The following is a 26,306-nucleotide window of genomic DNA, read 5'->3' on the forward strand; positions in this document are numbered from 1 at the left end:
ACAAATAAGGGCCCTACCCTCTACACTTAAAAGGAGAAACAGGAAAAGGAGAGAGAGATGCAGAATGGAAAAACATTTAATTGTACTTGATCTCGATGGAACATTATTGACTGATGAAAAAACGATCTCTTTCCGAACGAAGCAAGCGATCCATGCGGCAATGGAGCAAGGCCACGAAGTAATGATTGCAACGGGCCGCCCGTTTCGCTCCAGTGTACCATACTACAGTGAGCTCGGATTAAAAACACCGATCGTCAACTTTAATGGTGCATTCGTTCACCATCCTGGCAATGCCAAATGGGGGATGTTTCATGAGCCGATGGAGTTAAAAACAGCAATCGATATCGTTGAAGCATGTCAATCGTTCACTTTTCAAAATATCATCGCTGAAGTACTCGATGATGTCTATTTTCACTATCACGATGAAAAACTCATCGATGTATTTGAAATGGGCAGCGCCGGCATTACATGCGGTGATTTGCGCAACATGCTGACTGATCATCCAACAAGTATGCTCATTCATGCGACAGAAGAACAGGTGCCAGAAATACGACGGCATTTAAGCGATGTTCATGCCGAAGTGATCGATCACCGGCGTTGGGCAGCGCCGTGGCATGTTATCGAAATCGTCAAAAGCGGCATGAGCAAAGCAGTCGGCTTAAAGCGTATTTCCGACTGGATCGGCATTCCGCCCGAACGCATTATTGCTTTCGGTGATGAAGACAATGACTTAGAAATGATCGATTTTGCCGGCATCGGGGTCGCAATGGGCAACGGGATTAAGGAATTAAAATCGATTGCGAATGAAACGACCGCTTCAAATGAAGACGACGGCATCGCCCTTTTTCTAGAAGAACGGTTATCACTAAACATACACGTTTAAACTGAATAAACAAGGATGGTTATGATGGAACGCATTCAATTAACAGATGACCTGTCATTTTCCCGATTCATTCACGGATCATGGCGACTTGCCGACTGGCAATATTCTACTAAAAAAACACTTGATTTAATTGAACACGCAATGGAGCGTGGGATTACAACATTCGATCATGCTGATATTTATGGAGGCTATACATGTGAAACGCTATTTGGCGACGCACTAAATGAAAAACCATCATTGCGTTATCAAATGGAACTCGTCACGAAATGCGGCATCGTTTTGCCGTCTGAACAGCGCCCTAAGCATTACAATACCACGAAACCTCATATTATCGCGTCGGTTGAGCAATCATTGCGTAACTTGCGAACCGACTACATTGATTTGCTGCTTATTCATCGACCGGATCCGTTTATGGACCCTCATGAAACAGCGGAGGCATTCGTTCAGTTAAAAGAAACAGGAAAAGTACGCCATTTTGGTGTGTCCAACTTTAAAGATCATCAATGGCGGATGCTTGAATCACACATGACGTTTCCGCTCGTAACGAATCAGTTAGAATTATCTGCCTATCATCTTGAAAACTTCGAAGACGGCACACTTAATTTGTGCCAGGAAAAACGAATTGCGCCAATGGCTTGGTCTCCGCTTGCAGGCGGTTCTATTTTTAACGGTACCGATGAAAAAGCCATCAGACTTCGTCAAACACTTCAAGAAGTTGGCCATGAAATCGGTGCAGACAGAATAGACGAAGTCCTTTACGCATGGCTCATTCGTCATCCAGCACAGATTATGCCGATTATTGGTTCCAGCAAAAAAGAACGGATTGACGCTGCTGTAAAATCACTTGATCTATCACTCAATCATGACCAGTGGTTTGCTATTTTGCAAAGTTCCATGGGCCATAGCGTTCCATAAGCAACACTAATCTATCTTTTTCAAACAAAAAATAGAGCTGTCCTAGGTCAGTTATTCACTGACTTTTGGGACAGCTCTTTTGTTTATTCCTTACCTGCTGCACGTTTTCCACGTTTCCAGACGATATAAAGGAAAATCATAAAGGTTACATAAACGATGATCATTGCACCAATAAATGCATAGTTGATCCCTGTTTTTTCCGTAAGCGCATAAACTTCCGCTTCTTCACGGTCTAAAATAATGGTGAACTCCCCGTCCGCAGCACGTGACATATCACCCGCTAACAGTCCGCGCAATTCTTTTTCAGGATCAAGTTCATCTACAGGTATCGTTACTTTTTGTGTTTCTCCTGTATTATTAATCGCAACAATCAACGTTTCATTTTCATATTCCCGTTTAAAAACGGATAGGCCCTCTTTTTCATAAAGGGGCTTGTACGACCCTTGCCGCAGCGCCGGCAAATCGGCACGCAGTTTAGCAATTTGCTTTATGTAGTCAACAAGTTCCTGATCCGTCCGAAAATTCATTAATCCGTGTGCATCAACACCAGACTCTCCATTTTGTGCAATTTCTGATCCATAAAAAACAGCCGGCGTCCCCGGTGTCGTATACATATACGTCAGCGCCATTTTCCAGCGAGCGCCAGGGAACATGTTCTCATTCGCCATATCAAGCGTAAATCGGTCTGTTAACGCAGAATCTGCCATATGAATGATCTCCAAAGGATCTTTGAACACATCCTGCTCTTTAAGCAGCAGCTCTTTCACTTCTTCTGAAGAACGGTCAACCGTCGCAAACTGCTTGCGAAGCGGCTCCTGCATCCATGCAGCTGTCACCGAATCAAGACCTGCTTCTTCATAAGCAGCCGCTTCTTCGGGCGTCACATCATTCATTTCACCAATTAAGTGAAGGGCCGGCAATTTCTCGTCAAATGCTGTCCAGAAAGAAGGAGCAGCACCAGATGCATTGCTGAAAAAGTACCCGTCAATGCCTGTATCATCGGCAAGCTCGACCGCTACATTAATCAGCGCATTTTGCACGTCTACATTCGCTGTATTAATCTCAGCCATGTTTCCAAGCCAATTTGGCTCCTGTGCACTTGAGAGCGATGTAAACCAATCCTCTTTAGCTGGATCACCTGCCCACACATGCTTCGTGCTCACACGTGTTGCTGGGAAATCAACAAGAACCCGAATATCCAGTTCATGCGCCTTTTTTACAAGACGCTGCAGTTCTTTTTTCGATCCGAACTGCTCATTCATCTTGCTATAATCCGTCACACTGTAGCCATGATAGGCCCCTGCCTCATTTTCAAAAACAGGCGACATGACAATCGATGTGATCCCTAGTTCCTGTAAATAATCAAGCTGGTCTTCTACACCTTTGAAATCTCCACCTTGATAAGCGGATGGATCTTCATTGTTTACTTGCGCATTATTCGTAGGATCACCATTCATAAAACGGTCTGTCATTAAAAAATACATCGTTTCATCATGCCATTCCTCACTTTTTTCTTCCGCTAATACGGCGCTTCCAGAAAAAAGGAGAAGCGGGATCATGACGAGCGAAAATAATTGTCTTTTCACTGCCTTTTCCCCCTGCGTCAAAGTGGTTATGCTAACCTTTAGAGTACGCTTTTTACTACTTTGCGTCAAACAATGTTGAGATTGTTCAAGAAACGGACAAAAAACGCCTCTTCCTTTTCGGAAAAGACGGCTATTTGTCAGTCTGTTCTTTTTCAGTTGGAAAAGGTTCTGAAGAGATCAACGTTTCAGACCTTGTCATATGAATCGACACAGCCCGCACCGTGTATATAAACAAAATGAATACAAGCAGCCATAATAAAACAGGTAACACTTGATCAGCTCCTTTTCTTTTATTATAACAAAAAAGCTGCGCTATTAAATAACCGCGCAGCTTTTTTCGTCGAAATAAGGAATCTACTTTTAAGCGATTCCTGGAAGTGCAAACCCTAGAATAATTGTGATAAGAAGCAAAAGAACGGCCCCAACTAACACGCCGCCTGTCCCTTTGCCTTTCTTTTTGCGGACAAGCGTCATTTCCATTAAACCGATCGTTAAAATTCCACCGAGCATTTTAAATCCATAAAGCATCGGATTTAAGCTGTCAAATGTCACAAACAACATGAACCCTGTGATCAAGATGAGCACATAAAACAGGCGCAGCGCCATATGCAAACCTTTAGATGGTTTGCCTAGTGCGATAAAAAACAAAACAACGGCTACGACCCATGTTGTAATGTGCACATGTGTTGATGATGTTAAAAAGTCCATAATTTTCCCCCTCCTTTTTGCACTATTATCTTACCACATAATCACTGTACTTTATTTGTCAAAGTACCGACACCTTCAATTGTAATGTCAACAGAATCGCCTGCTTTCAGCATTCTTTTGGGATTCATTGCATAACCAACGCCAGCTGGAGTACCTGTGGCGATGATGTCACCCGGTTCAAGCGTCATACCTTTTGATAAGACATGAATAATTTCGTCGATCGGAAAAATAAACTGGGATGTATTCGACTTCTGCCGTATTTCTCCGTTTACTCTCGTTTCAATCGACAGGTTATGTGGATCTTCAATATCCTCTTTTGTTACAATCCATGGCCCCATCGGGCACGTTGCATCTAAGCTTTTTCCAAGGAAAAACTGGTGATGGCGATTTTGAATGTTGCGTGCTGTCACATCATTTAAAACGGTATAGCCAAAAATGTAGTCAAACGCATCTTCACGGTCAATCTCTTTTCCTTTTTTACCGATAATGACCGCCAATTCCCCTTCATAATCAAGCGAATCCGTCAATGATTCATATGCTGGAATCAGCGCATTTTGTGCTGATACCGTTGTCGGTGCTTTTGTGAAAATGATCGGGTGTTCCGGAATACTTGCTTCTCCGCTCATTTCAACCGCATGATCTCGATAATTTTTCCCAACACAGAAAATATTTTTCGCTGGTCTTGGAATCGGTGCCAGCCATTCAATTTCTAATGCTTTTATTCCTTTTGATGTAGTAGAAAAATCCACAGCCGCTTTCATAAATTCGGGCTGGCCAATTGCTTCTCTCAGCGTTTTCGGCGCGTCATTCATTTCTGTTAAGTTTACGACCGTTTTGTCCCAGTCATTATAGATTCCATAATGTTCAACCCCTTTATAAACAAAGCTGATCCATTTCATCATTATTTCCCCCCTTTTCCATATGTAACAGTACGCCAAAGCGACTCCATCGGTCCCCTCTTAAATCGATCTAGCCATAAATTAGATACGACCACTTGTACAGCAAAAATGGTCAAACAAATCCACATACTAGTTAAAATGGTTATTTGACCGTAATAACCGAGGCCGTAATGATAAAAAATGAGTGTCCCGATGACAGATTGCATTAAATAATTGGTTAATGACATTTTCCCGGCAGCGGCGAACGGTTGCAGCATTTTTTGCGGCCATTGAAATGTGCACAATAAAACAATGAGTACTGCGTATGATATAGCTAATATCGGACCGCCAATCGAATCCTGCACGTACATGTACGCAATATTATTGCGGTCAAGAACATGCGGTACCCCTTTTAACAAAAGGCCGGCAATAAAAAACACAAGAAAAGTGAACGTCGTTTTTTTCGGATGAGTTGTCCATTTGTCAATGACATTCAATTTATAAGCACCCGCACCGATGATTAAAAGTGGAAAGATTGAAATGATTTGGATTAAAAATCCTCCGTCCACAAGGTTTACGTTCATCCAGTCATGTATTCGCTGCATCGTAATTTCCATATACGATCCACTTCCATACGCGGCAATGGATTGTGAAACAGACGCAATATCTGTCCAATACAAAGCGTTATATGGATCTGAATAAGCAGCCAGCATGAGCATCATGCTTAACAAAACGGCTGGCAAAAACAAAAGAACGAGACCGACAATAAGTAGCATACGTCCAGAAAAACGTAAAAAAAGCAATAGAAGAAAGCCGCATACTGCGTAATTGAATAAAATATCGCCTGGCCAGATGAAGAAAGCATGAATGAGACCGAGCAGCAGTAAAAAAGTAAAACGGCGAATACCGGTCCAAGTAAAAGACCTTCCCTGCTCTCTCGCTTTTGCATACTGCATCGCCACGCCAAAACCAAACATCATCGCAAACAGCGGGTAAAAACTAGCCTGTACGAAAACATCAACCCAGGAAAAAATAGTTAAATCCTGTGATGTTTTCCACCATTCATATGGATTGTAATAAAAATAAGGCGAATGAAACGAAAACATATTGACGAGAAAGATACCGAAAAGCGATAGCCCTCTCAATACATCGATCGCTAAGATTCGCGGTTTTTCCCCTGTTGATAAAGACTGCAAGCAAAACGCTCCTTCCAGGTTATAATATAACTTTCATAATCATAACAGAAAAAGGCGATTTTCACGTATACTCGATTACGTGTGCACCGTCCATAAAGAAGACAAACTTTTTATGCAAAGGCCGTTTCCAAATGCGTTCTATTGCTTTTGCGTACAAAGTAATTTGCATGTCGTATCGTTTACGCAAAACAGGCTCTGCTTCTGTAAACCCGCCCGCAAAACGATCTGTGATGCGATCGGTTTTATAATCAAGCAAATATAGATTCCCTTTATACTCGAACAAACAGTCAATGACCCCTTGAATTAACACTTTTTCATCTAAATCCGCAGTTCCTGCTTCACGTGCTGACACCCCCATATTAAACGGCAATTCGCGGTGGACACGGTCGGCTGCCAGCAGCATTTCCCCCGGTTCTGATTTGAAAAAGGCAGCAACCATTTCGGTATGGATGACTTCCGTCTGTTCGACTGTTAATAATTCTTTTTCAATCAGCTTCTCCAAAAGACGTTCCACTTCAACTTCTTCCGGTGCTTTTTCAAGGCTTATGTGCTGCATAACTGTATGGACAGCTGTTCCAATTTCGGCTGGTGACAACTGTTTCATTTGCATAAAACGCGGTCGTCTAAATACAGGACGACGATAATCGCTCGCTGTCTCATTCGCAGCCCCTTCACTGTAAATATCATTCATTCGTTTTAAATCGGAGACCGACTGTTTCGAACGAAGACTCACCGCTTCGGGAAACGCGTACTCCCACCTCATTCGTTCTTCAATATCTCCTTTTTCCGGTGACTGTTCCGGATACGGCTGACGTTTTTTTATGTAATCCAGCCACATATCCTGCTCGATCTCTTGTTTTTTTTCATCGGTTAAAAAGAGTTCCGCTGATTCAATGACAGAAAAAGTGAAACGAGATGGATGATCTGCCAATAACAGATGAGTGCCATCAAGATCCGTATGGCGCATTAAGACAGGGCCTATCCAGTCCATGTAAGACGTAGCGGATGCTCTTACTGCATCGCTTAACAACATCGATTCTCTTTCACCTGACAATACCCAGTTGGCTAGTTTCTTCTCGGCCCTTTTCACAGAACCAGTAATAAAAAGTTTTTCTTTTGCGCGTGTCATCGCGACATAAAGTACACGCATTTCTTCCGCAAGCAACTCCAGTTTCTTTTTCCGCTGGAAAGCAAGCTGAACAAGAGAGGGCCAAGCAATTCGCTTATCAGGATTCATGTATTTAACCGCCACGCCGTAATCTTTATCAAACAGCACGCGGCCATTTAAATCCATCATATTAAAGCGTCGTCCGGCAGCAGCCATAAACACGATCGGAAATTCAAGCCCTTTACTTGCGTGAATCGTCATAATACGGACAACATCTTCCTGCTCTGACAACGCACGGGCTGTCCCAAGATCATCGCCCCGTTCACGCATTCGCTCAATAAAACGAAGAAAACGGAACAAACCTCGGAAGGACGTTTCCTCATATTGACGAGCCCGGTCATATAAAGCACGTAAATTCGCCTGACGCTGCTTTCCACCTGGCATTCCGCCTGCAAATGCATAAAACTGCGTATCACGATATAATTCCCATATTAAATCGGACAAAGCACCGCTTCGGCCAATGGAACGCCATTTCTCCAGATATTCTAAAAACGGACTCACTTTTTCTTTTAAAGATTCATCACCATTTCGGTCATCCATAAAAGCTAGCAGTGATTCAAAATAACTGCCTTTTTTCGATGCAAGTCGAATTAATGCGAGTTCATTTTCACTGCAGCGTACAATCGGTGACCGCAAAACAGCAGCCAGTGGAATGTCTTGATATGGGTTGTCAATGACTTGCAGTAAAGAGAGCATGACAGATATTTCTGTCGCTTGAAAATAACCGCCAGATGTGCTCGCATAAACCGGAATACCGGCATGTTTAAATTCTTCCATCATTTCCGGCACCCATGTGAGAGAACGCATTAATATGACAATATCTCGGTACTGTACAGGCCGCTCTGTTTTCGTTTTCGGATCGTAAACAGGTTGTCCCGATTCAATTAACTCTTTTATTTTGGACGTAATATACCGCGATTCAACCTGTGACTGTTCCGCATCTTCACGATCGATGTCTTCTTCTGCTATTTCATCTGGTCCATCGCTGCTAATTAACGCGATTTCAACAGGATAAGAGCCATCTGGGTAATCTGCACCCGGTACGAGCGCTTCTTCTGGGCCATATTCAATTTCGCCGACATCTGTCCCCATAATTTGCTGGAACAAATAATTTGTCCCATCGAGCACTTCACTGCGGCTTCTATAATTGCGCGACAACCCTATTTTAAGTCCAGAAGCAAGGCCATCTGTGCTGAAACGCTTATATTTTCCGAGAAACAGCCCCGGTTCCGCAAGTCGAAATCGATAGATGGATTGTTTCACATCACCCACCATAAACAAGTTGCCTTTTTGTTCATCATTCGCCGACACAAGGCTGACGATTTTTTCCTGTACCATATTAACATCCTGATATTCATCAACGAGCACTTCCTTGAAGCGGCGTTTATACGAATCGGCCGCTTTTGAAGGCTCTCCATCTGTCATTAAAATCGACAACGCGTAATGCTCCAGATCACTAAAATCGGTAATGGCACGTTCTCTTTTTACGGCTTCATACCGCTTTGAAAAAGCAAGAACGAGCTCAGCAAGCCGTTCTACAACGGGCTTCATTTCAGCTATATCACGCAGCCAATTTTCAGGCTTACGGGCAAAAAAAGTATCCTTTAACTCATTGATCAACTTTTTCGCATTGTCCCGAACTGTCTTCGACCGCTCCTTTAGCCCCTCATCATAGTCGTCCCCTTTACACATTTTTAGTGTCGGAAATCGAACCGTTTGAAACGCATTGTACATCTGTTCCCACGTTTCACATTCCAAAATGGCTTTTACCGCCCGGGTATCTACTAAAAAATTTTCTGCTCTCGGCACAGGTCCCCCTGGTAATTCCGTCATCATTAAGCCTTCATCTAAAAGCGCCAGCGCACTTTCAAGCTGGAAGCGGATATCTTTTTTTAACGGATCAATAAAAGACAGATCATCAATGGATTCTGCTGTTTCATATACTGATGAGAGTTGATGAAGCCATTCGTCCGGATCCGGGTGTGACCTGGAAAAATCAAAAAGACGAATAACCGCTTTTTGCAGTTCGACATCGCTTCGATCACCAGAAAATGTATCGACCAATCGATAAAATGATTCATTGTTCTCTTTTCCATATTCTTCTTCAAGCAAATCTTCTAACACTTCATCACGGATTAACACCGCTTCTGTATCGTCCGCAATTCGAAAAGACGGATCAATATCGACCATATAATAATATTTCCGAATGACTTCCAAACAAAATGAATGCAATGTTGAAATGGATGCTTTATTTAAAAGACGGAGCTGACGGCGCAGCCGGATGGATGCCGGCTCACGCTCAATTTCCCTTTCGAGCGCTTCACCAATCCGATGTCTCATTTCTGCGGCGGCGGCGTTTGTAAAGGTCACAACGAGAAGCTCATCCACTTCAACAGGCGATTCTTCACGGATGATCTTTTGAATAATTCGTTCAACCAGCACGGCAGTTTTTCCAGAACCCGCTGCTGCCGCAACTAAAATATCGCTTCCATGTGCGTAAATCGCTTTCCATTGATCATCGGTCCAGAGCACATCTGTCGGCTTCTCGGGGATATTATACAATTCCGTCATCACCATTCTCCTTCATCTTCTGAATGATTTCTTCATTTTTATGTGGTCGAATCAGTCTATAGCTGTTTTCATCCAATGTATCGTCGAACTGGCACACTTGCCGGTATGAACAAAATGTACACGGTGTTTTTTTGTTGTAACGATACGGTGTAATATCAACGGCTCCGGATACAATATCATTACCTGCATCTTCGTATAATTTCCGAACATGACGCCGCATCGTTCCAAATGAATCATCGTCCACTGTTTTCGAACGGGCGGTCAGCGTGCCATCCTTTTTAAAACCTGCCGGAATAATAAGCGAGTCTCCCGTTTCAAGCTGCTCATCCATTAAATGAATGGCTTCATCTTCACCGAGAACAAGCCCTTTCATACGGAAACTTTTCATAATTTCTTTTTCAATTTCTTCAATTGTCATAAATTTTTTCGTATTTAAATAAGGGTTATGCACATGGAAATAAAGGACACCACCCGGACGTGCTTCTTTGCCTGTTAAAATGGATGAATTCGTCAACACAATATCAAGATATGTTAACATTTGCATCGCAAATCCATAATAGATTTCCGTCATATCGACATCTCTGCTGCCCGACTTATAATCGATAACACGCAAATATGTATCGTTATTCCCTTCCGCTTTATCTACACGGTCAATTCGGCCGGCAAGCGACATACGTGCACCGTTTTTCAAATGAAAGACGAGCGGAGGCAATTCAGACCGTGGACCAAATGCAAGCTCAATACCAAGCGGCGAAAAACCGCTCACTTTTGCTTGGTCACTCAGTACCGTTGAGGCCCGGGCAATAATTTGCTCGAGTTTATGCTGAATGTATGAATACCGATTGGAACTCATTAAAATTCGATTTTGAAGCTTTGGTGCAAGCTCTTCCACTGCACTTTTTGCAAATGTGCGGCACTGTTCCAATGTAAGTTCCGGCCACTTCATTCCACGCTTTTCAACTTCTTCAGCTATCCATTTCAATGCACCATGAAACAGGTCGCCAATATCTGGTGCCTCAAGACGATACACAAGGCGGTCACGCAGCTTTAACCCATGCCTTGCAAAATGGCTGAACGGGCACGAATGGAACGTTTCCATTCGTGACACACTCGCAATCATATCCGTTCCGTATAAATCAATACCGGTCTGCGGCTTTAGCACGTTCGTTTTATTTTCGTAATATAAGCTATCCAGAACGAGCCCTGCTTTTCGTTTAAGCGGACTTTCCATATAAACATTGTACGTATCCCACCAGAACGAATGAAGCGGATATCCACGCTTCTTCAATTGAAGCTGCGAGGTTAAATAAGACAGTGTCGGCTCGGGATAGCCAATGTACTCGAGTTGCTCTTTTGGCTTCAAATCAGCTGGATCATTAGCTAAAAGCTGTTCATTTAAACCGCCAAAAAGTTCTCTTAGCCTTTTAATATACGGTGACGGCTGCAACGATTTCCCTTCTGAATCGGCAATCGGCCATGAAATATATAAGCGGCTCGCAGGTATGGTCACCGTACGGTATGCAACGAATTCTTCATCAAGCAGTCTCGTTTTGCTTCCCGGTGCAACATTCATCCCTGCCGCAATGAGCGCTGTCCGTTCCTCATCGTCCAAAATACCATCTTCCATTTGACGCGACGGAAAAACACCGTCATTCATGCCAACGACAAATGCAGCTTCAATGCCGGCCAAACGTGATCGTTCAGGGTTCGCTACAATGACTTGATCCGCAGCCGGCGGAACAATTGAAAACTCAAGCGCTTCAAGACCAGCATTCAAAACAGAAGCGAATTTTTTTGCATTCATCTGCTCATCTCCTGCCACTTCCGCAAACTCATCAAGCATACCGATGACCGCATCCCACGCCTGATTATGCTGAGCCGCGGCCGCTAACTCGCCCCGTTCTTCCGCTTCGATTGATAGTTGTTCGATCTTTTGTGGAATATTCAAGTCTTCAATAAATTGATATAAAGATCGACAACATTCAAGTGCATTTTTTGCGTGTTTTAACCGCCTTTCTAAACGATACAGCGGTGTCGAAACAGCCTCTTTCATCTCATTTAGCTGAATCTCAAACGCACGCTCTTCATCCGTCTGAGCGACACTTGTAAATTCAAGACCCATATAACGGCGGTACGTCCATCTTTCGCCGTTCGTCCAGCGATCGCCGTATATGCCATGAGCCAGCACATAATTTTCAAGTAAATCCATGCGGCGGCGCACGTTTTCACGTGGTTCATCAAATGGAAAAAGCAAATCGGTTTTAACAGCACGGAAAATAGCTTCATACCGCCACTTTCCACTGATCACTTCAAGAGATGAGCGAATCAATTCAATAAGCGGATGATTGAGCATGGGCCGCTTCTGATCAATAAAGAAGGGGATATTATAGTCATCAAATACCGTTTCAATAATGGACCGATATTCTTCTCCATTGCGGATAAGGAGCGCGATTTGTTTATAGCGATAGTTTTCTACACGCGCCAGACGACGAATTTCACGTGCCGCGCCTTCTATTTCTGCCCTTCTTCCTGCCGCCTGCATAATCGTTAAACCGGAACTGCTTTCATGTGTGTTTGCTGGTCGTTTGTCAAACTGTGTTTCGAGATGAATTAATGATTCATTTTTTTGCCGCTTATGTCCTTGAATGACGATATCGTCTTTAATATCGATACCTGCTTCAATCGCATTTTCATATAAATCATGATACGTCCGGCCTGTTAAACGGAATAATTCAGTATCATCCGGATCATCATGCCGGAACGATCGATCGGTCGTCAATGAAATCGTCACATGCTGTGCTGTGTCCATCAAAACGCGAATTACATCATGTTCCTGTGGTGTAAAGCTGTGAAATCCGTCTATATAAATAGTTGATTCTCGTATGTAATCTGATTTGACGATCATTTCTGCAAGAAGACGCATATAATCTTCGGAATCCGTATATTTGTCCACAAGTGCCTGATCAAACTCTGTATAAATTTTTTGCAAATCATTTAATTTATCCGCAAGTGCGGCCGGAACGCTTCTAAGATGTTCCACCATATCATCTGGGGTAATTAAATATTGTCGGAATTCAGTAAGCATTCCTTCCACCGTGCTGACAAAACCGGTTTTATCTGCAGCTTTTGAAAAAACCGATAACTCTTCCCTATTTTCTTCGATAATTTTTCGAATCAAAATGTTTCGTCCCGCCGGGGTAATGTGCTGCCTGCTCATCCCGCCTTCTTCCTGCAAAACACGCCAAGCAAGACGAGTAAAGCTGTATACTTGCGCACGAATGGTACCACCAAGATCGTCATCTGCAGCCAGCTCGTATTCAGATAAAAAAGACATTTGCTCCGGCACGAGATAAATAATCGGTTGTCCTTCCGGATCATCGAGTATACGTTTTTTTATTTCTGAAATCATCCAATCCGTTTTTCCAGAACCAGATCGGCCAATAACAAATTGCAGCCCCATTACAACCCCTCCATTTCATTACTATCTACTATAACAAAGATCATACGTTCGTTCAAAAGAAAAACGAAAAACCACATCTATGATATGGCTTTCATTTTTCAAGTCGCTTTTCCAATTGTTTGCCGCCAAACCAGAGGGCGATCATAATACTAGCGATAACAGCGGTTCTGCCAGGCTGATGAATGAGTGCGGCCACATCATATCCAACATAACTAATCGTGAAGATCATGACTGTTTTCCCAGCCATCACAGCAAGCAAATATTGAACGATGCTAATTCTCGACAAACCGGCCACGATGTTCACAATAGCAGATGGTGTAAAGGGAAAACAAAGCAACAAAAACACCGGTGCAAACCCGTGGCGGTCTACCCAATTCATCATTTTACTTATCTGCTTATTTTTTTGCAAAAAGGATAAAAACTTTTCGCGGCCATACCGGCGGATTAATAGAAAAACAATAAATGAACCGGTTACAGCACCGCCCCATGAAATGAAAAAGCCGAACCACAGCCCGAACGCGTTCACATTGGCAAGAACGAATGCGAACAGCGGTAAGAACGGTAAAAATGCTTCTAAAAGCGGCAGGAGAAAGCCTGGCAACGGTCCAAACGATTCATATTGATTAATCCAATCCATGATTCTTTCTGTTGATAACCATTCACTCAAGTTCATTCTTTAAATCCCTTTCAATTCAATCAACGTCTCAAATCTTTTCCCTGTTCTCTTTCTATCCAATCCGAAAACGAAATAATCATTCTTTTTTTGCCCTTTACCCATTTTTTGCGTTCCACTTTCTCTATCTTACCGTTGAACGTAATTATTTTCGTTCTTTTTTGAAGTTCGTTTGCCAATGCCAATTGACTGAATGCGACATGCATCGAAACATTCACGATTACTTTTTGTCCATCTTTAAACAGAACTTCTGTCTTTTTCTTGTCGATAATTTTTAATTCCTTTACGTGAAATAAAGATATCCATACACAATCAGGTTTTAAATGTGAAACAATCGGGAAGAGATAAATACCTTCGATGTGATCAATCACAATAGGAACTTTCGATTTAGTGCCAAGCAGCAGCTTTGATGCTTCCCTTCTTCCATCGTAAGTAGACAAGTGATGAAGACAGCTTTTCTGAATAATGGTTAATGCTTTCTCGTTCATTAAAACCGGCTTCTTGTTGCTTTCATACATCCATGTACACGTACTCTCACCAAATTGAACTGGTTTTAACATCAGTGTTTCCGACTGTACAAGAAGTAGTTTTCCAGCCTGTTTTAATGGATTTCTTGTCATCTTGCTCATCCTTTTCACCTGAATTGTTCTCACATTTTCATGTTACCATGCCGGTGTTATTTTTGTCCCTTTTGCCACAAGATTTAATTTTCTAAAAATTATAAACTTTCTGTTGATTAGTTGCTTAAAATTTCATATAATATAAAAAAGGTATCCGAGGTGATTAAAATGGAGAACAATAATTATTTTGCCGAAATGATGAAGTCCCCGATGCCCCGTGAAAAAGAAAAGACAGTGATGAGTGAATTTATCGATAACTTTCTTAAGGATATTTTATACAAAAAAGAAAAAGCACTTTTAATGGATAAAATCGATCATTCTCTTGATAACGACGATCGTTCAACATTTATGACACTTTCAGGTGAATTAAAGCAGTTAGAAAAGGGCTATCATACATCATAATTTCCTTCAAACGAAATGAATGCCTCAATAATTCAACAAAAAAAGCCCCGTATCTATTTTGATACGGGTGCTTTTAAACGCGTACATCCTCTTTTTTATAACATTGATAAAATCGTTAAAATCCCAATAGAACCAAGTACTGTAAAAATAATGTTAATACCCGGAAAAATAAGCGTACCGAGTGTTGCATGCGGGACATTTCTTAATATGCCCTGCCAGAACAAATGAAAGCTCTGCACTTTTCTCCAGCAGACCATATGTGAGCGCTGCCGGTATGTAGCCGATAGCAATGCCAATCCCTGCGTACAACCCTTCTTTAAATTCGGCCGTATTTCGCAACTAGCGCTGCCATTTTTCTTCCTCCCAGCTTTCATTCCCAACAAATTATATTGCTTTGCTCCTACTTCGACAACAAAAAAAGCCGCAACCGGCGACTTATAGTCCAATCTCCAAATATTCATGTGCCAGTACGATCGTACCCTCAAACAGTTGAGCTGCTTCCTCTTTTAACTGTTTGATATCACCGAAATGCGGCAAGTGTGTTAAGACCAGTGTGCGAACTCCGGCCTTTTGGGCGATGATACCCGCTTCTTCTGACGTCATATGACCAGCGGAAGTACCGTCCATTCCTTTATATAAATTACTTTCTGCAAGCAATATGTCTGCTCCCTTTGCAAATTCGATCATTTCTTCTTTGTAAGCTGTATCTGCTGTGTACACAATCGTATGACCGTTTGCTTCAAATCGCATGGCGAAGCAGGGAACCGAATGATTTGTTTTCAATAATGTGACTACAAAAGGACCGATTTGAATCGTCTCATCAGGATGATAGGCTACGCCTGTGGTCATCTTTTTGTATGTAAGTGTGCTAAAGCCTTCACTCTCTTGATGACCATAAATAGGCAATGGTTCTTCACGTGTTTTCATTGTAAATGAATCAATAAGCAGTGCGTGCTGAAGTACACCAATGTCCGCAATGTGATCAGTATGGTAATGTGACAAAATGACCGCGTCCAGTGCTGCAGGTTTTGTGTAGTTTTGCAGTTTGGATAAGACACCACTTCCGCAGTCAAGCAATAATTGAAAGCCGTCTTCGTTAATTAAATAGCCGCTGCTCGCTTCGTTTACTTTTGGAAAACCGCCCCAGCAGCCAATAACCGTTATTTTCATGTTCATTTCTCCCCGCTTTTTATCCCGCATTAACAGGTAGTAATTACCTCTACTTCAAGAATTCAAAAAGAATTGTATGTAGTTTCACTTTAACTTTATACTATTCCCTTTTACATAAAAATTAAAATAGATTTTCAAAAAATAGTTGACGAAACCTCATCTGTTATAATACAATTAAGCCATCAAATAAAACAGTTATATAACAAGGGAGAGAGACACATGATTAAAAGCATCGTTGAATTTTTCAAAAACTTACCCGCCAAAGAATGCGCAAACTGCGGCTTATACATTGAAGAGCAGCATGACTGCTATAGCAACATATGTCCTACTTGCTCAAATATTAAAGACATTTAATAGACTTGCCAACATATTTCATATAAAACACCGGCCAAGGCGCAGCCGGTGTTTTTTGCTGTTTAATGATTCATATGGCTTGCCCGATCACGATCCATTTCCCCATAAATAATATGTGTGAAATAATTATGGGAATTATTTAGAAAGAAAAAAAGACGGCTATTTGCCATCTTTAAGCTGTTTCAAATCGACCATACTGCCGCTTAAATTGACCGCGGAAATAAATCGCCGTCAACGTCATATTAAACAACGAAAACCCGATTAAGACCGCTGCGTTTTGCCACATAAAGGCGTAATCACCACTTGATATAACCGCCCGGAATGCATCAATCGAATACGCCATCGGCAGTAGTCTATTTATATGCTGTAGAGCATTCGGAATAAGTTCAAGCGGGAATGTACCGCCGCTCGCTGTCAATTGGCTGATTAAAATTAAGACCGCAATAAACCGGCCCGGATTGCCAAGAATCGTTGCGAGCATTTGAATCAGCGTCATAAACGATACACTTACAATGACCGCCATAAGGAAAAAGCATGGCACACTTTGCACATGAAGATCGAGTCCAATTAGCAAAAAGATTGTGGCCGCCATCGCCTGTACAAACCCTACAAGAACAAATACGCCTAGTTTTCCTGCAAACCAGGATCGTGCACTTTTCGGCTGCATCAGTGGTTCTTTCAATGAAAAAATAATCGTCAGCATAATCGCTCCAACAAATAAACCAAGTGATAGCATGTAAGGCGCCATGCCCGTTCCATAGTTCGGTACGTCATGAAAAGCTTTCTTGTCTACAGTGACTGGTTCCGCCATCATGTCGTACGTCTTGTCATCTGTCTGAACATCGCCTGCTTCTTCCGCTGCTTCTATCAGCTCATCTTGCAGTTCTTTCGTGCCTTTTTCAAGTTCAATAGATCCCGAAACAAGTTCTGCGGATCCATTCGCCAGCTTGTCGGCTCCGTCTGTCCATTCATGCGAGCCGCCTGCAAGTTCAGTCAAGCCGTCGGATAAATCTTTGGCGCCTTTCGCAAGCGTATCAGAGCCTTTTTTTGCTTCATTTAACTTCTCCGCCATCGTATTTAATCCTGTCACAAGATCCTGCTCACCAATTTGAAGCTGTGCTGCACCTGTATTTATACGCCCTGCGCCTGCTGCCAGTTCTCCGATTCCCGATTGCAGCTGCGTCTGTCCATCTTGTATATCACCGAGACTATTTGACAACTGGTCCATATTTTCTGTTAAGGCACGGGATACAGATTGATTGATCTCGTTTGCACCGGATGCAAGTTGACCGCTGCCCGTTTGCAATTCATCAAATCCCGCTTCAATGCTAGCATTCATTTTCTCCTGGTTCGCTTTCATGGATACTTCCATTGCTGCCATCTGTTCTTCCGTCATTACTTGTGCTAAAATTGGCTGCAACTGTTCCATCTGCTCCGTTTGAGCAGCGCTAATCTGATTTTTCAATTCTTCTTCAAACTGCGTCATGCCAGTAGTCAAATTAGCAGCACTGGCCGCGATCATGCCTGTACCTTCTGACAGAACAGGCAGTTTTTCACGAAGTTGATCCACACCTGTTTTTATAGACGACGTGCCTTCCTTTAATTCCGTCATTCTTCCATTTACCTTGTTAAGGCCTGTTTCAAGTTCAACAGCACCCGAAGCCAGCTTTTCTGTTCCCGTTTGCAGCTGTTTGCCACCATCGATAAGTTGTGATTGCCCTTCACTAAGTTGTACGAATCCATTGGATAACTGATCAGCTCCCATTGCGACATCTTTGGATCCTTCACTTGCTTTTTCAATACCTGATGAAAATGTTACTGAACTATTTGCCAATGTTTCTAGATTTTTTTTCAATTTATTCGTACCGTCTGTCATTTTCAACGCACCTTCATCAAGTTTACCTGCGCCGTCTCCTGCTTCTACGTAACCGTCACCCATTTTCTTTATGTTATCAAACATTGTTTCAGCATATGTTTTGGTTACGCTCTTCTGTAGTGATGCGCGAATTTCTTTCATCGCGGACTGGCCAATTTGTGACGAAACGAAATTATAACTTTCATTCGGAATATACGTTAATTCAAGCTTTTCCGGCTTTTCGTCCATTAACGTTGTCGCATTTTCCGAGAAATTTTTTGGAATTTCAATGACCATATAATATTCCTGCTGTTCAAGTCCATCCTGCGCTTCTTCCTGTGTCACGAAATGAAAATCAAAATTTCTGTTTTCGCGTAATTCCTTTTCCAGTTCGTCCCCGAGATCCAATTGTTCTCCTTCAAAGTCTGCGCCCGCGTCGCTATTGACAACCGCAACCGGCAGCCGGTCAAGATGTCCATAAGGATCCCAAAATGCCCATAAAAACACACCTGAATAAAGGAGTGGAATCATCATAACGGCAATCACGGAAATGAGCAGCATCCGGCTTTTCATGATCTCTTTTATTTCTTTTATAAACATATAAATACCTCCCAAATATAAAAATGACTATTTTGTTCATATGGTCATTTTTATTTAAAAATAAAAGGACAGGCATTAGATTGCCAACCCTTCAAAGACGTACAATTCAAACAAACGGGCAATTTCTTCTTTACTTAGCGCTCTGCCGCGCCGCTCCCAATCAACGACAAGCGTAACATAGAGCTTCAGCATAATAAACGCCGCAATTTCGGGGTCGCACTGCTTAATTTCATTCCTATCAATCGCCGCTGATACTTGATTCTTAATATAGCCGACAATGGCGTCTTCCATTTTTCTCACCGCGTCAATCACGGCCGGCGTACCCATTTCTTTTTCCTCCTGAAACAACTTGACAGCCAGCTGATGTTTCGTGCGGAACTGAAGCATTTCAAATAAAGCACGATGTACATTTTCATGAAAAGAATGCGTCTCTTGAACGACCGATTCTGCTGCCTGTTTCATTTCTTGGATAAGTATTGTCATAATGTCTTCAAATAGTTCTTCCTTATTTTTGAAAAACGTATAAATGGTTCCTTTGCCGACGCCCGCAAGTTTGGCGACTTGATCCATCGTCGTCGCTTTGTAGCCAAACAATGTAAATGATTTTGTTGCTGCTTCGATAATGAATCTTTTACGATCAACTGCCATTCATTTCACCTCATTTTGACCAAAATAACGAATTGGTCATTTCGTTCAAAATTTATTTTATGTCTTTTCTTATTTCTTGTCAATGTAAAAAAGGGCTATCCAAAAAGTTAGAGATTATCTAACCCGAACAGCCCTTTTTCACAACCCATTTTCTTTTTTTAGCGACGAATGGATACTTTTCTGCGACAAACATTTGGCTTAAGAAATAAGCTAATAAGCCTGCTGCCGGTATTCACTACTTTTTTACAATTGTATTCTACAAAATTCGCCTTTTTAACGTTCGGCGTGTTCTTTCAAATGTTTCATGACAATATCACCGAGCGCTTCAATAAACTCTGGACGCGCATTCGGCATAGCTGGGCGATAATAGGCTGCACCCACTTCATCTGTGACGACTTTGCATTCGTAATCATTATCATATAGTACTTCAAGGTGATCCGCTATAAATCCCGCAGGCACATACATAAACGCTTTATATTTATTCGTTTTATACAAATCACGCGTTAAATCCTGCACATCTGGGCCGATCCATGGCTCCGGCGTATTACCGGCACTTTGCCAGCCAACTGCGTAACGTTCGACGCCTGCAGCACCTGCCAAAAGATCTGCTGTCTCTTTTAACTGATCAGGATATGGGTCACCCGCTGCAATGATTTTTTCCGGCAAACTATGTGCTGAAACGATTAAGACGAAATGCTCTTTTTCTTCTTCTGTCATTGAATCGACCGTTTCTTTAATTTTGTCTGACCAGTATTGAATAAATTTCGGCTCATGATACCAGCTTTCAATCGATGTAATCGACGGTCCTCCAATTTTCGCTGACTCTTCCATAGCACGGTCATTGTATGACTTTACGCTGAACGTCGAGAAGTGCGGCGCAAGAACGATAGATACCGCTTCTTCAATGCCATCGTTTTTCATTTGCCCTACAGCATCTTCAATAAACGGTTCAATGTGCTTTAAGCCAATATACATTTTGAATTCAATTTCATCTTGCATCTTATTTAAAAACGCCTCAAGTTCTGTTGCTTGTTCTTCCGTAATTTTTGCAAGAGGAGAAATGCCACCTATCGCTTTGTAGCGGCTTTTCAAGTCATCTAGCATGTCATCTGACGGTTTTCGGCCGTGACGAATGTGCGTGTAGTAGCGTTCAATATCTTCTTCTTTATAAGGCGTGCCATACGCCATTACAAGTAGACCCATTTTTTTCTTTATCATATATATCCACCTCATTATTGATTAGTTCTCTTTATTTTGACACGAACGGACTTCTAGTTCAAAGAGGAATGCTTATTTTGCGCTATATTCATGAATAAATGATGTTAAACGCTTTAATGTATCCGGACTTACTTCAGGGAAAACACCGTGTCCAAGGTTAAAAATATGCCCTGGAGCAGCCAGCCCTTGATCCAAAATTGCTTTCACACGCTCTTCAATCACTTCCCAAGGAGCCAACAAAAGGGATGGGTCAAGGTTGCCCTGCAACGTTTTCGTTAAGCCCATCGCCCGTGCTTCCTTGATCTGCAGACGCCAGTCAAGGCCTACAACATCAACTGGGAGATCATGCCATTCTTTCGCGAGATGGCTCGCACCAACACCGAACGTAATAAGCGGTACATTTTCACTGCGCAGTTCGCTGAAAATACGCTCCATAATTGGTTTAATAAATGTACGGTAATCGGCAACGTTTAATGCGCCGACCCATGAGTCAAAAATTTGAATCGCTTTTGCGCCTGCCTTTACTTGCGCACGCACATATGTCACCGTCATGTCTGCAAGTTTATCCATAAGCGCAAACCAAGCTTTTGGCTCTGTATACATAAAAGCTTTCGTTTTATTGTAGTTTTTTGATGGGCCGCCTTCGATCATATAACTAGCAAGTGTAAATGGTGCACCAGCAAATCCGATAAGCGGCACATTTAGCTGCTCTTGCGTTAACAATTTAATCGTGTCAAGAACGTATGGAACATCACTTTCAGGATCGATTTGGCCAAGCTTTTCCACGTCTGCTACAGAGCGAACAGGATTCGAAATAACGGGGCCAATACCTGATTTAATATCGACATCCACACCAATAGCAGGCAGCGGTGACATAATGTCTTTGTATAAAATTGCTGCGTCCACATTGTACTCCTCAACCGGCAAACGTGTCACATACGCACAAATTTCCGGTTGATGGGTAATTTCAAATAATGAATATTTTTCTTTTAACTTTCGGTACTCCGGCTGCGAACGGCCTGCCTGTCGCATGTACCAAACCGGTGTATATTTCGTTTTTTCTCCCCGTGCCGCTTTTAAAAAAGTCTCATTAATTTGCCTCATCTTGATTAATTGCCACCTTTCACCGATTAACATAACTATTGCCTATTATAGCCCACCATCTCAATGTTTTCACTATAAGGATGCTTTGTTCGAAAATTTGCCAAATGAACCTGTCCACAAGTGTTAAAATTGGAAGAAAGGGTTTACATTGCGGTATAATACTTGTTGAGGTGATTAGGATGAATGTATACATTACAAACGGAACGTATGATTTCTTGAAAACGATTCAAACGAAGCATACAGCAGAAAAGATCGTGCTGATGGAAGGTACAGATGGAGCCGCTCTCGTTCATGAAACGAATGGGAAAAGCGTGTTTGAATCACCGCGCCGCTATGAAGTGGTCGATGGTGCCGGGAATATAGAGGATCGTGGCTATGTTGTGTTGAATAACATTCCTGTTACAGATGAAGGCCGTCCGTTATTTGAACATCGATTTAAAAACCGGGCTGGAGCCATTGAGAATGAACCTGGTTTCATCTCAATGCGTGTATTGCGTCCGCTTGACTCGGATACGTACGTCGTTTTCGCGCAATGGGAAGACGTAAAAGCGTTTGATAATTGGAAAACATCAGATGCCTTCAATCACGCACATAAAAAACGTGGAACACAAGAAGGTCCTGATAAACAGCCAAATATTTTCTCTGGACCCTCTTATTTGAAGACCTATACGATTCCTAATGAAGATTAATGACCAAAAAAGCTGCCCGCATTAGGCAGCTTTTTTGGGTAAACGACGGTTAAGGATCGAAGCGAGTAAGAAGAAGATGGCTGCACCGAGCAGCCAGCCTGCCGCTGCATCCGTTGCATAGTGCGCTTTTTCGGCGACCCGGCTTATGCCTGATAAAAAAGCTAAAAGCAATGCCGCACTGTACGCGATCCTTTTTTTATTTGTATAAATCGATAGAAAATATGCGAGCAGCAAATAGAAAATGATACCGACCATTGCATGTCCACTCGCAAAGCTAAATCCATCTTCACCGTGTGGGAAAGCCGGACGCTCTCTCGCGACCCATTCTTTTAATGCTTTATTTAATATGTTACCGCCACCCACACCGATCAAAATTGCAATGGCACCGATGATATTGCGCTTCCAAGCAAGAAAGCAAATAAGCAGAATGGCTCCCCCGCCCAGTATCATTTCTGAGCCTAGAAATGAAAAGATTGGTAAGAATGAGTTTTCGCCCAATATTTGAAATATCTGATCATCTAATATCCCTGCCCACTCTGACTCCCACCCTGTTAATATAATGACAAATAATATGAGGCACACCACTCCACCCCAAATCATCGGACACTACTCATTTTTTCCAGCCTAGAAGGAGCATATATTTTCGTAAAAAAGATAGAAAAGACGAGTGAAGCAGCGAGTACGATCACTGCACCGGACAGCGTTCCATTTATGCTGGAAAGCCCGCCGAAAAGAATAGACTGTATCAACATGACACGCATCAGTAACTTTTGCACCGCTGCTTTTTTTTCAGTATTACCTGCCGGATAAAGACGCGGCCAGATGATATAATCGTGACGTACCGCAATCGGCATCAGCTGAAAGCCGGTTAAATAGAGGAACAAAAGTGCTGCAATGAGCTGTACAGCCATCGTGCCGCTAAACAAAATAATAAAGACTGCAATAATCGTTAAGCGAATGTACAAGCCAAAATATTCATTCATCCGCACAAAAGTCCTGAATAGCAAGTACGTGTGTGTCCCGTTTTGTGGACCTGGTAATAGTCCGTCGAGCCACGCCCGCCGGCTCACAGTCCCGCGTAAATGCGGCACATCAGTAAACATATTAGCAATTCGGTAAAAACTAGCCAGCCTTTTTTCTTCCAGCTCTGCAAGCAATTCCCACTTAAGCGGACGATTGCCCTGACGACCCATATGGAAAAGCCAGAGCAGCATGAAAAAGACAGCTAGTCCGGCAATGGCCATATAGCCGGAAAACAAAGCATATAAAAGCGCAAAATTTTGCAAAAGTCGTACGACCAGATCAATCATCCGCTTTTCATTAGACGGTAAATTAAGTGCTTCCAGCCGGCAAAATAAATTCCAAAGCTTAGCAGCCAGAAGCACCACCAGAAAGACAAAAAAGCTTCCAAATCCAGTCTGTTTCACAGCGGCATACATCGGCATTGAAAACGCAAGTAATGCCACTAAAACATAAATTTGTGCGGCAAAGCTCGTCCATACAGCTTTTTGCAAATAGGGTTTCATTTCTTCTTCAAGTGGCAATAAATACACTGTATCCGGCCGCTTTATGTATGTATATACCGGACTCCACACAAGGACAATAGCTAACACAACCGCCATTAAAAGCGGGGCTGGAAACGTTTTATCAATTGTTTGTACCCAGCCGCTGTAATAATAAAGAATGGCACCGAGCCCGAAGACGAGGACGAATAATAAATGATCATTTAACATGTAGCGCGTATATTTGCGGACTTCAGCGTAATACGACGTGACCCGTTCTTTAAAAAGCGCATCTGCTGAAAACTTCATAGCGATTCTTCCTTCGTTAACTCTACATAAATATCATCAAGCGCGGCTCCTGGCATACTGAACTCACGGCGCAGCTCGTCCATCGTCCCTTTCGCCCGTACACGTCCTTCATGCAAAATAATAAATTTATCGCAATACTTTTCCGCCGTCGCAAGAATGTGTGTCGACATTAAAATGCCTGCACCGCCTTCTTTCATTTTACCCATCCAGTCGAGCAGTGAGCGAATACCAAGCGGATCAAGTCCAACGAACGGTTCATCAATAATGTAAAGCGCCGGTTCAGTTAAAAACGCGCCCATAATCATGACTTTTTGCTTCATTCCTTTTGAAAAATGAGCGGGAAACCATTTCATTTTCGATTCTAATCTAAATTCTTTTAAAAGGGGTCCAATTCTTTTTTTATAATCTGACTCCGACAATCCGTATGCCATCGCCGTAAGCCTCATATGTTCTTCCAATGTTAATTCATCATATAAAACGGGCGTCTCCGGCACGAATGAAAATTGACGGCGGTATTCAGACGGATTTTTTTCAAGTGTCTGTCCTTTAATCGTCACCTGTCCTTTTACTGGTTCCATCAAACCAATAATATGTTTAATTGCTGTACTTTTGCCGGCACCGTTCAAACCAATGAGTCCGACAATTTCATTTTTACTGACGTCAAATGAAACATCATGCAGCACCGGTTTACGTGTGTAGCCGCCGGTCAAATCCTTTACTGTTAATAAAGACATATCACGCGTCCTCTCCTTCTTATCCATTAACTGTATTGTATCAAATAGAGAGACAGTACACACAGTTTCCCGTCCTGTCATTGTGTGCTAAAATTTTGATAATGAACCTTAAAGGAGTGTTTGATAATGAATGATTGTATTTTTTGCAAAATTGTAAACGGTGACATCCCCTCCGCAAAAGTGTATGAAGATGAGCACGTTTATGCATTTCTAGACATTAGCCAAGTGACAAAAGGCCATACACTCGTTATTCCAAAAGTACATAAAGAAAATATTTTTGAACTGATGCCTAATATGACTGCTCCTTTGTTTGAATCCGTCAAAAAAGTTGCAGACGCGATCCAAGCTACTTTTTCACCGAAAGGGCTTAATTTACTTAATAATAACGGTGAAACAGCCGGTCAAACAGTATTTCACTATCACATTCATTTAATCCCGCGTTACGGATCCAATGATGGTTTTCATCCTGTTTTCAAAGAGAATGATGAATCATACGATTTAAAAGAAATCGCGGCATCCATAAGCGCTCACCTGTAACGAAGCAATTTTACACGTTTGTAAAAGATGGGATTCGGGAAGAGCTATTCTATACATGTATGCAGTTTGGCTATAGAAATGATTAATGAGGTGAAAGTATTGAATAAAAAGTCTTTATGTATAGGATTATTAACAGGCCTCGCAGCAGGTGCAGCAACTGCTCTTTTAAATACACCTTCGAGCGGTCGTGAAACGCGCGGTAAGATGAAAGATGCACAAGTCTCAGCGAAATTAACTGCGCTGGAAGTAAAAGATAATGCCGGTCAAGTAAAGGAATCCATTAAGCGCCTCATTGATGCCGCAAAACAGGATGTACCGGAAGTGATCAGTAATGTTAAAGTGAACGCCGCACTTTGGAAAGAAAGTATAGCACCAAACAAACAGGCGCTGCAATCTGAAATTGTTCGCCTTCAAAAAACAGTAGAAGATTTGCAAGAAAGTCTTCCACACCCTGCTCCAAAGAAGTAAAAAAGCGCGCAGAAGATGATGTAAATCCTCTGCGTGTTTTTTTGTTTTCATCTATTTC

At 42.2% G+C, this 26,306-nt stretch carries 24 protein-coding genes and 1 pseudogene; 7 read left to right on the forward strand and 18 right to left on the reverse strand.

Annotated features, from left to right (window positions below):
• The first annotated feature begins 64 nt into the window (after positions 1-64).
• Together AWH49_RS00240 and AWH49_RS00245 are read left to right on the forward strand one after the other, a co-directional pair.
• Complete coding sequence (locus AWH49_RS00240) at positions 65-883, forward strand: Cof-type HAD-IIB family hydrolase (protein ID WP_063964282.1); 819 nt, start codon at positions 65-67, stop codon at positions 881-883.
• 24 nt (positions 884-907) lie between these two features.
• Positions 908-1,798, forward strand: a complete 891-nt coding sequence (locus tag AWH49_RS00245; protein ID WP_063964283.1) for an aldo/keto reductase — start codon at positions 908-910, stop codon at positions 1,796-1,798.
• Between the two features lie 83 nt (positions 1,799-1,881).
• On the opposite strand, the gene AWH49_RS00250 is transcribed toward AWH49_RS00245, so the two are convergent.
• The 9 genes from AWH49_RS00250 to AWH49_RS00285 form a co-directional block, all read right to left on the reverse strand.
• Positions 1,882-3,384 (reverse strand): alpha-amylase family glycosyl hydrolase, encoded by a 1,503-nt coding sequence (locus AWH49_RS00250; protein WP_082862610.1) that lies wholly within the window; start codon positions 3,382-3,384, stop codon positions 1,882-1,884.
• A gap of 130 nt (positions 3,385-3,514) precedes the next feature.
• Entirely contained in the window at positions 3,515-3,655 is a 141-nt protein-coding gene (locus AWH49_RS19790; protein WP_157723645.1) for a hypothetical protein, read from the reverse strand.
• Positions 3,656-3,744: 89 nt separating this feature from the next.
• On the reverse strand, positions 3,745-4,092 hold the full coding sequence (locus tag AWH49_RS00255; protein ID WP_063964284.1) for a DUF1516 family protein: 348 nt from the start codon (positions 4,090-4,092) through the stop codon (positions 3,745-3,747).
• Between the two features lie 41 nt (positions 4,093-4,133).
• Positions 4,134-4,991: a fumarylacetoacetate hydrolase family protein gene (locus AWH49_RS00260; protein WP_063964317.1), complete on the reverse strand. Its 858-nt coding sequence runs from the start codon at positions 4,989-4,991 to the stop codon at positions 4,134-4,136.
• Positions 4,992-4,993: 2 nt separating this feature from the next.
• The gene (locus tag AWH49_RS00265) at positions 4,994-6,166 is read right to left on the reverse strand and encodes a DUF418 domain-containing protein (RefSeq protein ID WP_063964285.1); all 1,173 of its coding nucleotides are present in this window, start codon (positions 6,164-6,166) and stop codon (positions 4,994-4,996) included.
• 61 nt (positions 6,167-6,227) lie between these two features.
• Complete coding sequence (gene addA, locus AWH49_RS00270) at positions 6,228-9,905, reverse strand: helicase-exonuclease AddAB subunit AddA (RefSeq protein WP_063964286.1); 3,678 nt, start codon at positions 9,903-9,905, stop codon at positions 6,228-6,230.
• The gene (gene addB, locus AWH49_RS00275; protein ID WP_063964287.1) at positions 9,889-13,365 is read right to left on the reverse strand and encodes a helicase-exonuclease AddAB subunit AddB; all 3,477 of its coding nucleotides are present in this window, start codon (positions 13,363-13,365) and stop codon (positions 9,889-9,891) included. The genes addA and addB overlap by 17 nt, the downstream gene beginning before the upstream one ends.
• A gap of 91 nt (positions 13,366-13,456) precedes the next feature.
• Complete coding sequence (locus tag AWH49_RS00280; RefSeq protein WP_034289179.1) at positions 13,457-14,038, reverse strand: TVP38/TMEM64 family protein; 582 nt, start codon at positions 14,036-14,038, stop codon at positions 13,457-13,459.
• A 23-nt stretch (positions 14,039-14,061) separates the two neighbouring features.
• On the reverse strand, positions 14,062-14,658 hold the full coding sequence (locus AWH49_RS00285; RefSeq protein ID WP_063964288.1) for a competence protein ComK: 597 nt from the start codon (positions 14,656-14,658) through the stop codon (positions 14,062-14,064).
• A 168-nt stretch (positions 14,659-14,826) separates the two neighbouring features.
• Here AWH49_RS00285 and AWH49_RS00290 point away from each other — a divergent pair, with 168 nt between their 5' ends.
• Positions 14,827-15,060: an IDEAL domain-containing protein gene (locus tag AWH49_RS00290; RefSeq protein WP_034289174.1), complete on the forward strand. Its 234-nt coding sequence runs from the start codon at positions 14,827-14,829 to the stop codon at positions 15,058-15,060.
• A gap of 95 nt (positions 15,061-15,155) precedes the next feature.
• Here AWH49_RS00290 and AWH49_RS21145 read toward each other — a convergent pair.
• Both AWH49_RS21145 and AWH49_RS00300 read right to left on the reverse strand, forming a co-directional pair.
• Positions 15,156-15,336, reverse strand: a pseudogene (locus AWH49_RS21145) (hypothetical protein).
• Positions 15,337-15,495: 159 nt separating this feature from the next.
• Positions 15,496-16,230, reverse strand: a complete 735-nt coding sequence (locus tag AWH49_RS00300) for an MBL fold metallo-hydrolase (RefSeq protein WP_063964290.1) — start codon at positions 16,228-16,230, stop codon at positions 15,496-15,498.
• Between the two features lie 219 nt (positions 16,231-16,449).
• On the opposite strand from AWH49_RS00300, the gene yhfH reads away from it, so the two are divergent.
• Complete coding sequence (yhfH, locus tag AWH49_RS18825; protein WP_073712355.1) at positions 16,450-16,584, forward strand: protein YhfH; 135 nt, start codon at positions 16,450-16,452, stop codon at positions 16,582-16,584.
• A gap of 172 nt (positions 16,585-16,756) precedes the next feature.
• Here yhfH and AWH49_RS00305 read toward each other — a convergent pair whose 3' ends face one another.
• From AWH49_RS00305 to hemE, 4 genes are all read right to left on the reverse strand, one after another.
• Positions 16,757-19,039, reverse strand: coding sequence for a YhgE/Pip domain-containing protein (locus AWH49_RS00305; protein WP_063964291.1), 2,283 nt, complete (start codon positions 19,037-19,039; stop codon positions 16,757-16,759).
• A 75-nt stretch (positions 19,040-19,114) separates the two neighbouring features.
• Positions 19,115-19,687 carry a TetR/AcrR family transcriptional regulator gene (locus AWH49_RS00310; protein ID WP_063964292.1) on the reverse strand — a complete coding sequence of 191 codons (573 nt, stop codon included), beginning with the start codon at positions 19,685-19,687 and terminating at the stop codon, positions 19,115-19,117.
• Positions 19,688-19,960: 273 nt separating this feature from the next.
• Positions 19,961-20,905, reverse strand: a complete 945-nt coding sequence (gene hemH / locus AWH49_RS00315) for a ferrochelatase (RefSeq protein ID WP_063964293.1) — start codon at positions 20,903-20,905, stop codon at positions 19,961-19,963.
• Between the two features lie 72 nt (positions 20,906-20,977).
• Positions 20,978-22,009, reverse strand: coding sequence for a uroporphyrinogen decarboxylase (gene hemE, locus AWH49_RS00320; RefSeq protein WP_063964294.1), 1,032 nt, complete (start codon positions 22,007-22,009; stop codon positions 20,978-20,980).
• A 179-nt stretch (positions 22,010-22,188) separates the two neighbouring features.
• Here hemE and AWH49_RS00325 point away from each other — a divergent pair, with 179 nt between their 5' ends.
• A complete protein-coding gene (locus tag AWH49_RS00325) occupies positions 22,189-22,698 on the forward strand; it encodes an antibiotic biosynthesis monooxygenase family protein (RefSeq protein ID WP_034289156.1) in 510 nt (169 codons plus the stop codon).
• Between the two features lie 21 nt (positions 22,699-22,719).
• Here the strand turns inward: AWH49_RS00325 and AWH49_RS00330 are convergent, their stop codons facing one another.
• From AWH49_RS00330 to AWH49_RS00340, 3 genes are read right to left on the reverse strand one after another with little or no spacing between them, the layout of a single operon-like run.
• Positions 22,720-23,280, reverse strand: a complete 561-nt coding sequence (locus AWH49_RS00330; RefSeq protein WP_169815958.1) for a phosphatase PAP2 family protein — start codon at positions 23,278-23,280, stop codon at positions 22,720-22,722.
• Between the two features lie 14 nt (positions 23,281-23,294).
• Positions 23,295-24,509 carry an ABC transporter permease gene (locus AWH49_RS00335; RefSeq protein ID WP_063964296.1) on the reverse strand — a complete coding sequence of 405 codons (1,215 nt, stop codon included), beginning with the start codon at positions 24,507-24,509 and terminating at the stop codon, positions 23,295-23,297.
• Complete coding sequence (locus AWH49_RS00340) at positions 24,506-25,243, reverse strand: ABC transporter ATP-binding protein (protein ID WP_034289150.1); 738 nt, start codon at positions 25,241-25,243, stop codon at positions 24,506-24,508. The genes AWH49_RS00335 and AWH49_RS00340 overlap by 4 nt, the downstream gene beginning before the upstream one ends.
• 126 nt (positions 25,244-25,369) lie before the next feature.
• On the opposite strand from AWH49_RS00340, the gene AWH49_RS00345 reads away from it, so the two are divergent.
• Positions 25,370-25,780 carry an HIT family protein gene (locus AWH49_RS00345; RefSeq protein WP_034289147.1) on the forward strand — a complete coding sequence of 137 codons (411 nt, stop codon included), beginning with the start codon at positions 25,370-25,372 and terminating at the stop codon, positions 25,778-25,780.
• Between the two features lie 99 nt (positions 25,781-25,879).
• The gene (locus AWH49_RS00350; RefSeq protein WP_018391745.1) at positions 25,880-26,248 is read left to right on the forward strand and encodes a YtxH domain-containing protein; all 369 of its coding nucleotides are present in this window, start codon (positions 25,880-25,882) and stop codon (positions 26,246-26,248) included.
• Positions 26,249-26,306: the final 58 nt, after the last annotated feature.

It is taken from the genome of Domibacillus aminovorans (assembly GCF_001643235.1).
Lineage (GTDB): Bacteria > Bacillota > Bacilli > Bacillales > Domibacillaceae > Domibacillus > Domibacillus aminovorans.